The organism is Agrobacterium sp. B1(2019) (assembly GCF_008274755.1).
Classification (GTDB): Bacteria; Pseudomonadota; Alphaproteobacteria; order Rhizobiales; family Rhizobiaceae; genus Agrobacterium; species Agrobacterium salinitolerans.
The window spans coordinates 123,616-136,933 of record NZ_VTPB01000003.1 but is presented as its reverse complement, the minus strand read 5'-3'; the positions used below and the strand labels follow the sequence as shown (position 1 = coordinate 136,933).

Annotated in this window: 12 protein-coding genes; 8 read left to right on the top strand and 4 right to left on the bottom strand. The window is 60.0% G+C overall.

Features of this window, described 5'->3' with window-relative positions:
• Positions 1–4: 4 nt before the first annotated feature.
• Positions 5–682 (bottom strand): GntR family transcriptional regulator, encoded by a 678-nt coding sequence (locus tag AGR1_RS20940; RefSeq protein WP_044458905.1) that lies wholly within the window; start codon positions 680–682, stop codon positions 5–7.
• 129 nt (positions 683–811) lie between these two features.
• Between AGR1_RS20940 and AGR1_RS20935 the strand changes: the two genes are divergently transcribed.
• The 8 genes from AGR1_RS20935 to AGR1_RS20900 all read left to right on the top strand — a co-directional run bounded on the left by AGR1_RS20935 (position 812) and on the right by AGR1_RS20900 (position 10,428).
• Positions 812–1,441: a flavin reductase family protein gene (locus AGR1_RS20935; protein WP_149148111.1), complete on the top strand. Its 630-nt coding sequence runs from the start codon at positions 812–814 to the stop codon at positions 1,439–1,441.
• A 21-nt stretch (positions 1,442–1,462) separates the two neighbouring features.
• Positions 1,463–2,185 (top strand): aspartate/glutamate racemase family protein, encoded by a 723-nt coding sequence (locus AGR1_RS20930; protein ID WP_149148110.1) that lies wholly within the window; start codon positions 1,463–1,465, stop codon positions 2,183–2,185.
• A 100-nt stretch (positions 2,186–2,285) separates the two neighbouring features.
• Positions 2,286–3,221, top strand: coding sequence for a LysR family transcriptional regulator (locus AGR1_RS20925; RefSeq protein ID WP_077983897.1), 936 nt, complete (start codon positions 2,286–2,288; stop codon positions 3,219–3,221).
• A gap of 104 nt (positions 3,222–3,325) precedes the next feature.
• A complete protein-coding gene (locus AGR1_RS20920; protein ID WP_149148109.1) occupies positions 3,326–3,805 on the top strand; it encodes a formate dehydrogenase subunit gamma in 480 nt (159 codons plus the stop codon).
• Positions 3,802–5,358 (top strand): NADH-quinone oxidoreductase subunit NuoF, encoded by a 1,557-nt coding sequence (locus tag AGR1_RS20915; protein ID WP_149148108.1) that lies wholly within the window; start codon positions 3,802–3,804, stop codon positions 5,356–5,358. Before AGR1_RS20920 ends, AGR1_RS20915 begins: the two co-directional genes overlap by 4 nt.
• 4 nt (positions 5,359–5,362) lie before the next feature.
• On the top strand, positions 5,363–8,245 hold the full coding sequence (fdhF, locus tag AGR1_RS20910; protein ID WP_149148107.1) for a formate dehydrogenase subunit alpha: 2,883 nt from the start codon (positions 5,363–5,365) through the stop codon (positions 8,243–8,245).
• A gap of 70 nt (positions 8,246–8,315) precedes the next feature.
• Positions 8,316–8,660, top strand: coding sequence for a formate dehydrogenase subunit delta (locus tag AGR1_RS20905; protein ID WP_077983893.1), 345 nt, complete (start codon positions 8,316–8,318; stop codon positions 8,658–8,660).
• Between the two features lie 115 nt (positions 8,661–8,775).
• The gene (locus AGR1_RS20900) at positions 8,776–10,428 is read left to right on the top strand and encodes an OFA family MFS transporter (protein WP_080793511.1); all 1,653 of its coding nucleotides are present in this window, start codon (positions 8,776–8,778) and stop codon (positions 10,426–10,428) included.
• Between the two features lie 116 nt (positions 10,429–10,544).
• On the opposite strand, the gene AGR1_RS20895 is transcribed toward AGR1_RS20900, so the two are convergent.
• The 3 genes from AGR1_RS20895 to AGR1_RS20885 are packed head-to-tail and all read right to left on the bottom strand — an operon-like array spanning position 10,545 to position 13,132.
• Positions 10,545–11,441 (bottom strand): dihydrodipicolinate synthase family protein, encoded by an 897-nt coding sequence (locus AGR1_RS20895; RefSeq protein ID WP_077983891.1) that lies wholly within the window; start codon positions 11,439–11,441, stop codon positions 10,545–10,547.
• 31 nt (positions 11,442–11,472) lie between these two features.
• Positions 11,473–12,354, bottom strand: a complete 882-nt coding sequence (locus tag AGR1_RS20890; RefSeq protein ID WP_149148106.1) for an SMP-30/gluconolactonase/LRE family protein — start codon at positions 12,352–12,354, stop codon at positions 11,473–11,475.
• 58 nt (positions 12,355–12,412) lie between these two features.
• Entirely contained in the window at positions 12,413–13,132 is a 720-nt protein-coding gene (locus AGR1_RS20885; RefSeq protein WP_077983889.1) for a FadR/GntR family transcriptional regulator, read from the bottom strand.
• Between the last annotated feature and the right edge of the window lie 186 nt (positions 13,133–13,318).

Here is a 13,318-nt window from a genome sequence, read left to right as displayed (position 1 = left end):
GGGATCAGCCGAGTGCTGCGCGCAGGTCGTGGGAAAGGTCCCGGATTTCGCTGAGATCGAGTTCCGCTTCCACATGCTCAAGGTGGTGGGTCATCAGGTGGATGGCCCGCGACGGATCGTTGTTGGCAATCGCATCGACGATTTCCGCATGTTCGTCCGGGCCGCAGTTGAAGCGATCCGTGTTACGGTAAACGGCGGTTATCAGCGACGAGCGGGAGATGAGGTCGCGCATGGTGGTAAAGAGGAAATCGGAACCGAGCGTTTCCGCAAGCAGCAGGTGGAACCCGCCGGAAAGCTTGATGATGTCGGTCGTGACGTTTTTGGTATTGGCCACGCGCTCTTTCGCCACATGGTCGCGCAGTTTTTTGAGATCGGTTTTGGTAGCGGATTTGCACAGTCTTTCGACGACGCATTGCTCGACGGTGCGGCGCACGAAGAACACATCGCGGGCTTCCTCGACCGATGGTTTGGAGACAAATGCGCCGCGATTGGGAACAATCGTCACCAGCCCGTCACGCTCAAGAACGGACAAGGCCTGGCGGATTCTTGCACGACTGACGCCGAAGATTGTCGCCAGTTGCTCTTCCTTCAACTGCACGCCCGGACGCAGCCGGCGTTCGGCAATCGAAAGCCATACTTTCTCGACAATCTGCTGCGTGGACGGGCCGGCCTGCTCGCTCATTCGACATACTCCCCAATCGCGGTAGAGAAGCGCGATGTGAATGAAAAAGTCAACTGTATCAACGGGATTTTGGTTGCAACATTGTCAACAATATGAAAGATAATTGTCGACTAAATTAGGATGCCGATCATGGAATTCGATTTCAGCGCGCTTGAGCCCCAGAGCCGCTACCGCCTTTTGACGAATTTTATCGGTCCGCGACCGATCGCGCTTGTGACGACCCGTTCACAAGCGGGCCATAACAATGCAGCGCCGATGAGCTTCTTCAACGTCTTTTCGCATGATCCGCCCATCGTCGTCCTCGGCATTCAGCCGAAGGTCAGCGGGGAGGAAAAGGATACGATGGTGAATATCCGCCGCACCGGCGAGTTCGTCGTCAACATGGTGGACATGGCGCTGTCTGAACAGATGCTGATCTGCGGTCTCGGCTTTGACAATGAAGTTGACGAGATGTCGATGGCAAAGCTCACGCCCACGCCATGCACCAAGATCGACGCAAGTTATGCTGCGCAATCGCCTTGCGCCTTCGAGTGCCGGGTGGAGCGACTGATCGATTACCCCCGCCGAACACTGGTGTTGGGCGAAGTAGTGCATATGCATGTCCATAACGAGTGCCTCGATGAGGAGGGGCGTTACGTCGATCCCGATCGCTACCAGCCGATCGCCCGACTTCATGCCGACAACTACATCACCTCGGACCGCCAGTTCGTTTTAAAGGCGCCGCCAATCACCGATTTCACCGCGCCTGACGGCAAGTGACAGCTTTTCAGGATGCGTGCGATGCATATTCGTTTGATCAATCCCAATTCCACCGCTTCCATGACCGCGCAGGCACTCGATAGCGCGCTGCGGGTCAAGCAGAAGGAAACCCACGTCTCCGCGGCAAATCCGGTCGACACCCCCGTCAGCATTGAAGGGCAGGCGGATGAGGCCATGGCCGTTCCGGGGCTTCTGGCGGAAATCCGCAAAGGAGAGGGGCAGGGTGTGGACGCCTACGTGATCGCCTGTTTCGACGATCCGGGACTTCACGCCGCGCGCGAAGTGGCGCGGGGGCCGGTTATCGGCATCTGCCAGGCGGCAGTTCAGGTGGCGATGACGATCAGCCGCCGTTTCTCGATCATCACCACGCTTCCTCGGTCCATTCCGATCATCGAAGATCTGGTGGAGGATTATGGCGCTCAAAGGCATTGCCGAAATGTTCGCGCGATCGACCTGCCGGTTCTTGGTCTTGAGGAGGATCCGGAGGTCGCGGAAGCACTGCTCCGCCGCGAAATCGAGGCTGCCAAGCGTGAGAATGCGGCGGAGGCTATTATCCTTGGCTGCGCCGGCATGTCATCTCTCTGCGACCGCCTGCGGGAGGCCACCGGCGTGCCCGTCATCGATGGTGTCACGGTTGCGATCAAGCTTGCCGAAGCTCTGGTGGGCGCGGGTTACAACACCTCGAAGGTCAACGCCTACGATTATCCGCGCTTAAAGGGGCCGGCGCTCGTCGCCTGCGCTTAGCCGCAAGGAAAATACCTGCAGCTATTTGCGGGCGCCGCCGCCGCGTTCTAGTGTTCTTCCGCGTGCACCGGTCTAAGGATCGCGCGCCGGGGGAGAGCATATGATCGACAAGCTGGAATTTTTCATTGCATTGGCGCGGGCAGAACATTTCGGCCGGGCGGCGGAGGAATGTGGTGTCTCCCAGCCCAGCCTGTCGGCGGCAATCCGGCAATTGGAGGATCAGCTGGGTGTCGTTCTCGTCGTGCGCTCGGCGCGGTACCAGGGGCTGACCCCGGAAGGTCAGCGTGTGCTCGAATGGGCGCGTCGCATTGTTGGCGATGCGCGCACCATGCGCGAGGAAATGCGCGCTGCCCGCAAGGGTCTTGCCGGACACATTCGCCTTGCCGTCATTCCGACCGCGCTGGCGATGGTACCGCGATTGACGGAATCTTTTCAGGCGCGCCATCCCGATGTGACGTTTTCGGTGACTTCACGAACCTCGTTGCAGGTCTTGAGCCAGATCGAAAACCTCGAGATCGATGCGGGAATCAGTTACCTCGACAACGAACCACTCGGGCGTGTGACGACTGTGCCGCTTTATTCGGAGCGATATCACCTCATTGCCGCGGCCGGAACGCCGCTCGCTGATCAGGAAAGCGTTACCTGGAAGCAGGTTTCCGGTCTTAGGTTATGCCTATTGACCCCGGACATGCAGAACCGGCGCATCATCAACAGGCACATGGCCGAAGCTGGAGTGGAGGCCAAACCGACACTTGAATCCAACTCCATGATCGTGCTGTTTTCCCATATCCGCACCGGACAATGGGCTTCAATAATGCCGCGTAACCTAGCTGAATCGTTCGGTTTTCCAAAGCAGATCAGGATTATCCCGATCACCGATCCTGACCCGGAACATCTCGTCGGCCTGATTGCCACGCACCGGGAACCGCACACGCCTCTAGTTTCGGCGCTTCTGCATGAGGCGCGTCTCAGAGCCGCAGAAAAATCATTTGATAGGAATTTCCTATCACACGACGGAAACGACTTATTGACCTGACGAACCGCACTTCGCCATTCTCAATGACATGAGGGGCGTGGCGATGAGCTTGATGCAAGTTTTGGTCGCCATTCCTGCCCCTGTCGGTTTGGGAGGACTGGCTTATGAATATAAGAGCGGTTGCCGCAGATGAGGCGGCCCGTATTTCCGCTGTCATTGGCGAACTTCTTCATCTGGAAGGGCCTCTGCTGCCCATCCTGCACGCCGTGCAGGATGAATTCGGCTATATCCCGGAAAGCGCCAAGCAGATCATCGCATCCGCGCTGAATATCTCGCGCGCCGAGGTCCATGGCGTCGTCACCTTCTATCCTGATTTTCGTGATCATCCGTCCGGCCGGCATGTGCTGAAGCTCTGTCGCGCCGAGGCTTGCCAGTCGATGGGTGGCGAGCCTCTTGCAGAAACCGTCAAGAACCGGCTCAGTCTCGACTGGCACGAAACGTCAGCCGATGGTTCCGTGACGCTGGAGCCGGTCTTTTGTCTCGGGCTTTGCGCGCAGGCGCCAGCGCTGATGCTGGATGGCGAAGTCCATGCCCGTCTTGATGAGGACTGTCTTAGCGACATTCTGACGGAGGCGCGCCGATGAGTGTCACCGTTTTTGTTCCCGGCGATTCTGCCGCCCTTGCCGTTGGTGCAAACCGCGTCGCCGATGCCATCGCCCGCGAAGCCGCTGGCCGCAACCTTGACGTCCGGATTGTCCGCAACGGCTCGCGCGGCATGCTCTGGCTTGAAGTGCTGGTGGAAGTGCGCACCGAGCATGGCCGTATCGCCTATGGTCCCGTCAAGGCAAGCGATGTCGCCTCGCTTTTTAATGCTGGTTTTCTCACCGGCGGCGAGCATCGCCTCTGTCTCGGGCCGACGAAGGACATTCCCTTCCTGAAAAGCCAGACGCGTCTCACATTTGCCCGGTGCGGCGTGACCGATCCATTGTCTCTGGAGGATTATCGCGCCTATCACGGCATGAAGGGCCTTGAAAAAGCTGTTGGGATGGCGCCGTCCGATATCGTTGCCGAGGTGACCCAGAGTGGCCTGCGTGGACGTGGCGGGGCTGGTTTCCCGACGGGTATCAAATGGAAGACCGTCGCTGATGCGATGGCCGACCAGAAATATATCGTCTGCAATGCGGATGAGGGCGACAGCGGCACCTTCGCCGACCGTATGATCATGGAGGGCGACCCCTTTGTGCTGATCGAAGGCATGGCTATTGCCGGCCTCGCCGTCGGTGCGACCAAGGGGTTCATCTATACTCGCTCGGAATATCCCTACGCGATCAAGGTCATGGAAAAGGCAATCGAGATCGCAAGGCGTGAGGGTATTCTTGGGCCTTCCGTCCTCGGCTCCGGTCGCGCGTTCGACATGGAAGTGCGCATGGGCGCCGGTGCCTATGTGTGCGGCGAGGAAACGTCGCTGCTCAACAGCCTTGAAGGCAAACGAGGCACGGTGCGCGCCAAGCCGCCGCTGCCCGCGCTTCAGGGCCTGTTCGGCAAGCCGACCGTCGTCAACAATGTCATCTCGCTTGCATCCATTCCCGTCATTATGGATCGTGGCGCAGCGTTTTATCGCGATTTCGGTGTCGGCCGTTCGCATGGCACCATCCCGATCCAGCTTGCCGGAAACATCAAACATGGCGGGCTTTACGAGACCGCCTTCGGCCTGCCACTCGGACAACTCGTCAATGATATCGGCGGCGGCACGATCACTGGCCGTCCGGTCAAGGCGGTGCAGGTGGGCGGTCCGCTCGGGGCCTATTTCCCGGTTTCGCTGTTCGACACGATCTTCGATTACGAGGCGTTCACGGCCGCTGGTGGCCTCATCGGCCATGCGGGCATCGTTGTCTTCGATGACACGGCAGACATGCTGCATCAGGCGCGGTTTGCACTGGAATTCTGCGCGGTCGAAAGCTGCGGCAAGTGCACGCCCTGTCGCATCGGCTCGGCGCGTGGCGTCGAGACGGTGGACAAGATCGCGCTCGGCATCGAGCGGGAGAAAAACACGGCATTGCTGGAAGACCTCTGTGAAACCATGAAATTCGGTTCGCTCTGTGCGCTTGGCGGTTTCACCCCCTATCCCGTGATGAGCGCTCTCCGGCATTTCCCTGCTGATTTTGCCCCCACCCCACATGTTGAAGCGGCGGAGTAAGACCATGGCCCTTGTGACAGAATTCGACTATGGAACCCCCAAGTCCCTCGCCACTGACATGGTGACGCTCACCATCGATGGACGTCAGGTGACTGTTCCCGCGGGAACGTCGATCATGCGCGCCTCGCGCGAAGCAGGTATCGATGTGCCGAAACTCTGCGCCACCGACATGGTGGACGCCTTCGGCTCCTGCCGCCTCTGTCTTATCGAGGTGGAGGGCCGCAACGGCACCCCCGCCTCCTGCACCACGCCGGTTGCTGCCGGTCTTGTCGTGCATACTCAGACGGAGCGGCTGAAGCAGATACGCAAGGGTGTGATGGAGCTTTATATCTCCGACCACCCGCTCGATTGTCTGACCTGCGCCGCCAATGGCGATTGTGAGCTACAGGATATGGCGGGCGCCGTTGGCCTGCGCGATGTGCGTTACGGTTACGAAGGCGACAACCACGTCAAGGCCCGCACCGGGGAGGGCGAACTCAATGCCCGCTTTATGCCGAAGGACGAGAGCAATCCCTATTTCACCTATGATCCTTCCAAATGCATCGTCTGCTCCCGCTGCGTACGCGCCTGCGAGGAAGTGCAGGGCACTTTTGCACTAACGATCGAAGGGCGCGGTTTCGAAAGCCGTGTATCGCCCGGTGCGCATGAGGCGTTCCTCGATTCCGACTGTGTTTCCTGCGGCGCCTGCGTGCAGGCCTGCCCGACGGCGACGCTGACGGAGAAATCGGTGATCGAGATTGGCCAGCCGGAACATTCGCTGGTCACGACTTGCGCCTATTGCGGCGTCGGCTGCTCCTTTAAGGCGGAAATGCGCGGTGAGGAACTGGTGCGGATGGTGCCGTGGAAGGACGGGCAGGCCAATCGCGGTCATTCCTGCGTCAAGGGCCGCTTTGCTTATGGTTATGCCACCCACAGGGACCGCATTCTCAACCCGATGATCCGCGAAAAGATCAGCGACCCGTGGCGGGAAGTGACCTGGGAGGAAGCCTTCTCCCATGTCGCGTCGGAGTTCCGGCGTATTCAGGGCCAATATGGCCGGGAATCCATCGGCGGTATCACCTCGTCCCGCTGCACGAACGAAGAAACCTTCCTCGTCCAGAAACTTATCCGCGCCGGTTTCGGCAACAATAATGTCGATACCTGCGCCCGCGTCTGCCATTCGCCGACAGGTTATGGCCTCGGCCAGGCCTTTGGCACCTCCGCCGGCACACAGAATTTCGACAGTGTCGAGCAATCCGATGTGGTGCTGGTGATCGGCGCCAATCCGACGGACGGGCATCCCGTTTTCGGTTCGCGATTGAAGAAGCGGCTGCGTCAGGGTGCAAAACTGATCGTCATCGATCCGCGCCGTATTGATCTTGTGCGCACACCGCATGTGGAGGCCGCTTTCCATCTGCCGCTGCTGCCGGGTACCAACGTTGCGGTGCTGACGGCGCTGGCGCATGTCATCGTCACGGAAGGACTGTTCAACGAAGCCTTCATCCGCGAACGCTGCGACTGGTCGGAATTTGAGGATTGGGCGGCGTTCGTTGCAGAACCCCAGCATAGCCCGGAAGAGACGGAACGTTACACGGGCGTTCCTGCAGAAGATCTGCGTGGTGCTGCCCGGCTTTATGCCAAGGGCGGCAACGGCGCGATCTATTACGGCCTCGGGGTCACCGAGCATAGCCAGGGTTCGACGACCGTCATGGCGATCGCCAATCTCGCCATGGCGACCGGCAACATCGGTCGCCCCGGTGTAGGCGTCAATCCTTTGCGCGGCCAGAACAATGTTCAGGGCTCCTGCGACATGGGGTCTTTCCCTCACGAGCTTCCGGGCTATCGGCATATTTCCGACGACGCCACGCGCGACATCTTCGAAAAACTCTGGGGCGTGAAGCTCAACAACGAACCGGGGCTGCGTATTCCCAACATGCTCGATGCGGCGGTGGATGGCAGCTTCAAGGGCATCTATATTCAGGGCGAGGATATTCTCCAGTCCGATCCGGATACGAAGCATGTTTCGGCCGGTCTCGCCGCGATGGAATGTGTCGTGGTGCACGATCTCTTCCTGAACGAGACGGCGAACTACGCCCATGTCTTCTTGCCGGGTTCGACCTTCCTCGAAAAGGACGGCACCTTCACCAATGCCGAGCGCCGCATCAACCGCGTTCGCAAGGTCATGTCGCCGAAAAACGGTTATGCCGACTGGGAAGTGACGCAGAAGCTGGCACAGGCCATGGGACTTGCGTGGAATTACATGCATCCGTCCGAGATCATGGACGAGATCGCGGCGACGACACCGAGCTTTGCCGGTGTTTCCTATGACTATCTGGAAGAAAAGGGCTCGGTGCAGTGGCCCTGCAATGAGAAATTCCCGGATGGTTCGCCAATCATGCATGTGGACGGTTTCGTGCGCGGCAAGGGCAAGTTCATCCGCACCGAATATGTGGCGACGGACGAACGCACCGGTCCGCGTTTCCCGCTGCTTCTCACCACCGGCCGCATCCTGTCGCAATACAATGTCGGCGCGCAGACGCGGCGCACCGAAAACGTCGTCTGGCATGAGGAGGATCGTCTTGAAATCCACCCGCACGATGCCGAACAGCGCGGCGTGAAGGACGGCGACTGGATCAAGCTTGCCAGCCGGTCAGGAGACACGACGCTGCGGGCGCTGATTACCGACCGTGTGGCGCCGGGCGTGGTCTATACGACCTTCCACCATCCCGGCACGCAGGCGAATGTCATTACGACTGACTTCTCCGACTGGGCGACCAACTGCCCCGAATACAAGGTGACCGCCGTGCAGGTATCGCCGTCCAACGGTCCGACGGAATGGCAGGAGGAATATGATGCGCTTGGTCGCCGTTCGCGGCGGATCAGCGGCAAGCTCGAAGCGGCGGAATAAGGAGGGCCGGGTGCGCCCGGCCTTGTCACACATAGAGGCGTCGGCCGGCAGCCGACGCGGGGAAGAGGTCATGTTGCTCAACCACACCGATGAAAAGCTGGTGAGAATGGCGAACCAGATCGCGACGTTCTTTCTGTCGCAGCCGGAAGATATTCGCATCGAGGGTGTCGCCACCCACATCAACAAGTTCTGGGAACCGCGCATGCGACGCCGGTTCTTCGAGATGGCGGATGCCGGGGCAGGTGATTTTCTGCCGCTTGTGCTTGCCGCGTCGAAGGAGATCAAGCGGCCCGACGATCCGGCGCCCGATGCTGTGGGGCTCGGCGACGATGCCAAGGGCGCGCCGGGTGGCAAAGGACCGGTTGCGGGAGAGTCCCTTTCAGAGCCGAGCGTCCCGGAAAGCACACAGGCTTGAGCGGCGTGACCGCATAATCACACTTTCGACCGGACGGGGGACGTTCGGCTATATCGGTGTTCGCCTGGCGGGGCGAACGTGACATGTCCAGACATCCACGAGGGAGGTAATGTCAATGGCAGTAGCAGGTGCAACAGCGGGAGAAGCGGCGCAAGCCGGCTTTTTGGACCGCGAACGAATAATCGCAAGACCGGGTTTCAATCGCTGGCTGGTGCCTCCGGCTGCCCTTGCCATCCATCTATGCATCGGCATGGCCTATGGTTTCAGCGTGTTCTGGCTGCCGCTGTCCAAGGCGCTGCCGGCCACGGACCCCAGTTGCTCCAGCCTCACCCTGCTGGGTGCGCTGTTCACCACTGAGTGCAACTGGCGCGTGGCCGATCTCGGCTGGATCTATACGCTTTTCTTCGTTCTTCTGGGCTGCTCGGCGGCCATCTGGGGCGGCTGGCTGGAAAGAGTGGGGCCGCGCAAGGCCGGCTTCGTTTCCGCCTGCTGCTGGTGCGGCGGTATTCTGGTGGCGGCAGTCGGCGTCATCACGCACCAACTCTGGCTGATGTGGCTGGGCGCTGGCGTCATTGGCGGCATCGGGCTCGGCCTTGGCTATATTTCGCCGGTGTCGACGCTGATCAAATGGTTCCCGGACCGTCGTGGCATGGCGACGGGCATGGCTATCATGGGATTCGGCGGTGGTGCGATGATTGGTGCGCCGCTCGCCAATCTCCTGATGAACAACTTCAAGACGGATGTCTCTGTCGGCGTCTGGCAGACTTTCGTCGTCATGGCGCTGATCTATTTCGCCTTCATGATGGCGGGCGCCTTCGGTTACCGCATTCCGCCATCGGGCTGGCGTCCCGAAGGTTGGACGGCGCCGGCTGCCAAAAGCGCCATGATAACCCATCGTCATGTACATCTGCGCGATGCGCACAAGACGCCGCAGTTCTGGCTCATCTGGGCGGTGTTGTGCCTGAATGTTTCGGCGGGTATCGGCGTCATCGGTATGGCCTCGCCCATGCTGCAGGAAATCTTCGCTGGCTCGCTGATCGGCTTGCCGGGCGTGGGCTTTGCAGATCTCGATGCCGGACAGAAGGCGCAGATCGCGGCGATTGCCGCCGGGTTCACCGGGCTTCTTTCGCTCTTCAACATTGGCGGCCGCTTCTTCTGGGCGTCGATGTCTGACAAGATCGGCCGCAAGAACACTTATTTCTGCTTCTTTATTCTCGGCATCATTCTTTATGCGCTGGCGCCGACGCTTGCGACGATGGGCAACAAGGCGCTGTTCGTTCTGGCCTTTGGTATCATCCTGTCCATGTATGGCGGCGGTTTCGCCACCATCCCGGCCTATCTCGCGGATATTTTCGGCACGCAGTTCGTCGGCGCAATCCATGGCCGCCTGCTGACGGCGTGGGCGACTGCTGGCATTGCCGGTCCGGTCGTCGTCAACTACATCCGAGAGGCACAGATTGCGGCGGGTGTGGCGCCAGGACCCGCGCTCTACACCAGCACCATGTACATTCTGGCAGGCATGCTGGCGATCGGCCTCGTGGCCAATGCCTTCGTGCGGCCGCTCTCGGACAAGTGGTTCATGCCGGATGCGGAAGTTGCAGCCCTGCAGGCAAAGACCGCTGCCGCCAATGCCGGCCCGACAGGCTCCTTCGGCATCGGACGGGGCGGATTGGACACCAAGGCGGCGCTTGCCTGGGTCGCCGTCGGTATTCCGCTTCTGTGGGGTGTGTGGGTTACCGTGAAAAGCAGCCTTGCCCTGTTCGGCTGACGTCCATCGGCCTCGGTCGTGCAGGATTGATGCACGGCCGAAAAACATATGCCGGCTCATGGCCGGCATATAAACTGATAAAAGCGAAAACGTGCAGCTTGCCGGCAAGGCTTCCATCAACGCCAGCTGGCAAGCAGTCCTTCAAGCGTTGCGCGATCTTCCTTGTCCAGACGGGCAAGCCCAGGCGCGCGAACGGGGCCAACCTCGAACCCCAGGATTTCCATGGCTTCCTTCACCACGGTCACGTTTGCGCCGTTGCGGTATCGTGTCCGTAGCCGTTCGAACAGCTCGATCTTTTCAATGATCTTCCGTGCCGCCGGGAAATCGCCGGCCGTCAGGGCGTCATGAACCTGCAGGGAAAATTGCGGTGCGACATTGACGAGACCGGAGGTGAAGCCGCGTGCGCCAGCCGCCGAAAAGGCCGGCGCCCAGCTTTCAGCCAGTCCGCAGACATATAGAGCGCCGTTCGGATCGGAAGCGGCAATCGCGCGCGACAGAAGCATGATGTCGGTCGTCGCAAACTTTATACCGGCGACATTCGGGTGGCCGGAAAGCCTTACCATGTCATTGACCGAGAAGCCGTCCGCCCGGACATACGCGACCAGCGGTAATTCGCTGCCCTCCGCAAGGCCAATAAAATAGTCGATCTGCGATTGCGGGGCTGCAAAAGGGTCGACCGGCTGATGCGACATGACGGCGGATGCGCCCATTTCTTTTGCCTGACGCGCCATGGAAAGCGCCTCGCGCTGCGAGCGTCCAATAGCCGCCGTGACCGGGGCTTTGCCGCTGACGCCATTTATCGCAGCCTCATAAACCTTCAGAATTTCTGCGGGCGTCAAGGCGTAGAATTCGCCGGTATTGCCTGCCGCGACGATATTGTGGATGCCTGCCTTTGCGACGCGGGCGTAAACCGCGGCGGTAACGCCGGTCTCCACTTCGCCGCCTGCATCGTAAGCTGTTACCGGAACGCCGGAGATGCCCTGCAGGGCCTGGCGAAAATCGAATGTCGTCATCAACTGGGTTCCTTAAGATCAAAAGTCATCTTCAGATGGAAAATTTGTGAACAGGCGCGCCGGAGACCGGGGCGTCGAATGCGACGAGCGTTCCAGCGGTGGTTATTCCGCCCGTCTCGGTCACGAGACTTGTGACGTAGATCGTCTTGAGGTCGGGACCACCGAAACACGGCATGGTCGGCCCCTTGAACGGCAGCCTGTAGACCTCGAGCAATTCGCCGTCCGGCGAAAAGCGGTTGAGGCGCCCCGCCTGAACGCCGGCGCTCCAGTAACAGCCTTCGCAATCGGTCGCTGCACCATCCGGCCTGCCTTCATCCGGCGCGAAATCGTGGAGCCGTTCCGCTGGGCCGATCCTGCCGGTCGCGGCGTCGAAATCGAATGCCTGATACATGAGGCCGCTGCTGTCGGAATGATACATGCGTGTGCCGTCCGGGCTCCAGGCAAGCCCGTTCGATGTGAACATATCGCCATCGATGACGCGTTCGATGCCGCCATCCGGGGCGACGCGATAGAGGCGTGCATTGCCTGTCTGTATCGCGGCCTCGTCGCGGGTCCCCACCCAGAAATGGCCGTCCGGACCAACCTTTCCGTCGTTGAGGCGGCTGTCAGGCCGCCCGTCGTCCGGGTCGCAGAGAAGATCGAGCTTGCCGCTCGCGGGATCGAGAAGATGCACGCCGGTCTTGAGGCCCGCCACGATCAAGCCATTGTCGCAGAGGCCGAGACAGCCGATCTGGGCGGGCATGTCGTATCGGTCGAGTTTTCCGTCGGGGAAGAGACGGAAAATGGCGGGTGCGAGAATATCGACAAACCACAGATCGCCGGTTCGCTCATCCCAGGCCGGCGATTCGCCAACCCTCAACGGGGTATCGATCAGGGAACGAAGCTTCGGTTCGACGATATGCGGCTGGCTCACTGGTTCCTCTCCCTCATCCGCGCTTTATGATTCTATTTTCGACATTGCAGGGTGCGGCCTAACTGCCGACGCCCTGAAACATGCGGGCGCGCGCCTTCAATATGTGGTCTTTCATCGCGTCATGCGCGGCCTGCTCGCGCCGCGCAAAAATCGCCTCCACAATCGCCGTGTGCTCGTCCTGCACCTCGCGCACATGCTGCGGGGTCCGCTTGAGGCTGAGGCTGCGTGTCACCGACTGGCCGATGGCGAAATGAGGCTTGAACCAGATCCGCACCGTAATGTGGAACTGGTTATGGCTCGCTTTCGCAATTGCTTCGTGCAGGGCGAAGTCTTCCTCCGCGCCGAGATCGTTGCGCTCGAGACATTGTTCCAGCGCGGCAATCGCCTGCTCTATGCGGACCTTGTCCGTTGCCTGCCAATTGCGGGCCGCAAGCTCAGCCGCGGAAGCCTCCAATCCGGCCCTGAACTCAAAAAAACGCTGCACATCTGCCAGCGAGCCGACCGGCACCTGCTGCAAGACCGAAGAGTCCGGCTGCTGGCGTACATAGGAGCCGGATCCCTTTTGCGAAACGATAAGCCCGTCGTTCCGAAGCCGCTCCAGCGCTTCCCGCACAACCGGCCGCGATGCGCCAAACAGCGATGCCAGATTCTGTTCCGATGGCAGCCGCTCGTTCACGGGAAACCGCCCGTCCGAAATCATGCCCACGATTTTTTCGTAGATGATGTCGCTCAGCCGAGTTTCGCCTCGAGCGGCGGCAGATGCAGTGTGATTGTCCATCAGCAGCCCTTCCGTTGCAAATCGCTGAAGTTAATGGGTTTCCTGCATTTCAATCGCAACAGAAATACCGGATTTTTGTGAGCGAGGGGGCTGTCCTGACCGATTTTTCTTCAAGCCTGATCCTGAAAACCGGTCTACAAATAAAAAAGATGTAAAAATCTGTCAATACTTGTAATCATCTGAAAA

What these genes read in the sequence shown, in the direction of transcription:
- AGR1_RS20920 (WP_149148109.1), top strand. Translation starts at nt 3,326, where the DNA reads ATGAATATAAGAGCGGTTGCCGCAGATGAGGCGGCCCGTATTTCCGCT.
- fdhF (WP_149148107.1), top strand. Translation starts at nt 5,363, where the DNA reads ATGGCCCTTGTGACAGAATTCGACTATGGAACCCCCAAGTCCCTCGCC.
- AGR1_RS20915 (WP_149148108.1), top strand. Translation starts at nt 3,802, where the DNA reads ATGAGTGTCACCGTTTTTGTTCCCGGCGATTCTGCCGCCCTTGCCGTT.
- AGR1_RS20935 (WP_149148111.1), top strand. Translation starts at nt 812, where the DNA reads ATGGAATTCGATTTCAGCGCGCTTGAGCCCCAGAGCCGCTACCGCCTT.
- AGR1_RS20925 (WP_077983897.1), top strand. Translation starts at nt 2,286, where the DNA reads ATGATCGACAAGCTGGAATTTTTCATTGCATTGGCGCGGGCAGAACAT.
- AGR1_RS20895 (WP_077983891.1), bottom strand. Translation starts at nt 11,441, where the DNA reads ATGACGACATTCGATTTTCGCCAGGCCCTGCAGGGCATCTCCGGCGTT.
- AGR1_RS20905 (WP_077983893.1), top strand. Translation starts at nt 8,316, where the DNA reads ATGTTGCTCAACCACACCGATGAAAAGCTGGTGAGAATGGCGAACCAG.
- AGR1_RS20885 (WP_077983889.1), bottom strand. Translation starts at nt 13,132, where the DNA reads ATGGACAATCACACTGCATCTGCCGCCGCTCGAGGCGAAACTCGGCTG.
- AGR1_RS20930 (WP_149148110.1), top strand. Translation starts at nt 1,463, where the DNA reads ATGCATATTCGTTTGATCAATCCCAATTCCACCGCTTCCATGACCGCG.
- AGR1_RS20940 (WP_044458905.1), bottom strand. Translation starts at nt 682, where the DNA reads ATGAGCGAGCAGGCCGGCCCGTCCACGCAGCAGATTGTCGAGAAAGTA.
- AGR1_RS20900 (WP_080793511.1), top strand. Translation starts at nt 8,776, where the DNA reads ATGGCAGTAGCAGGTGCAACAGCGGGAGAAGCGGCGCAAGCCGGCTTT.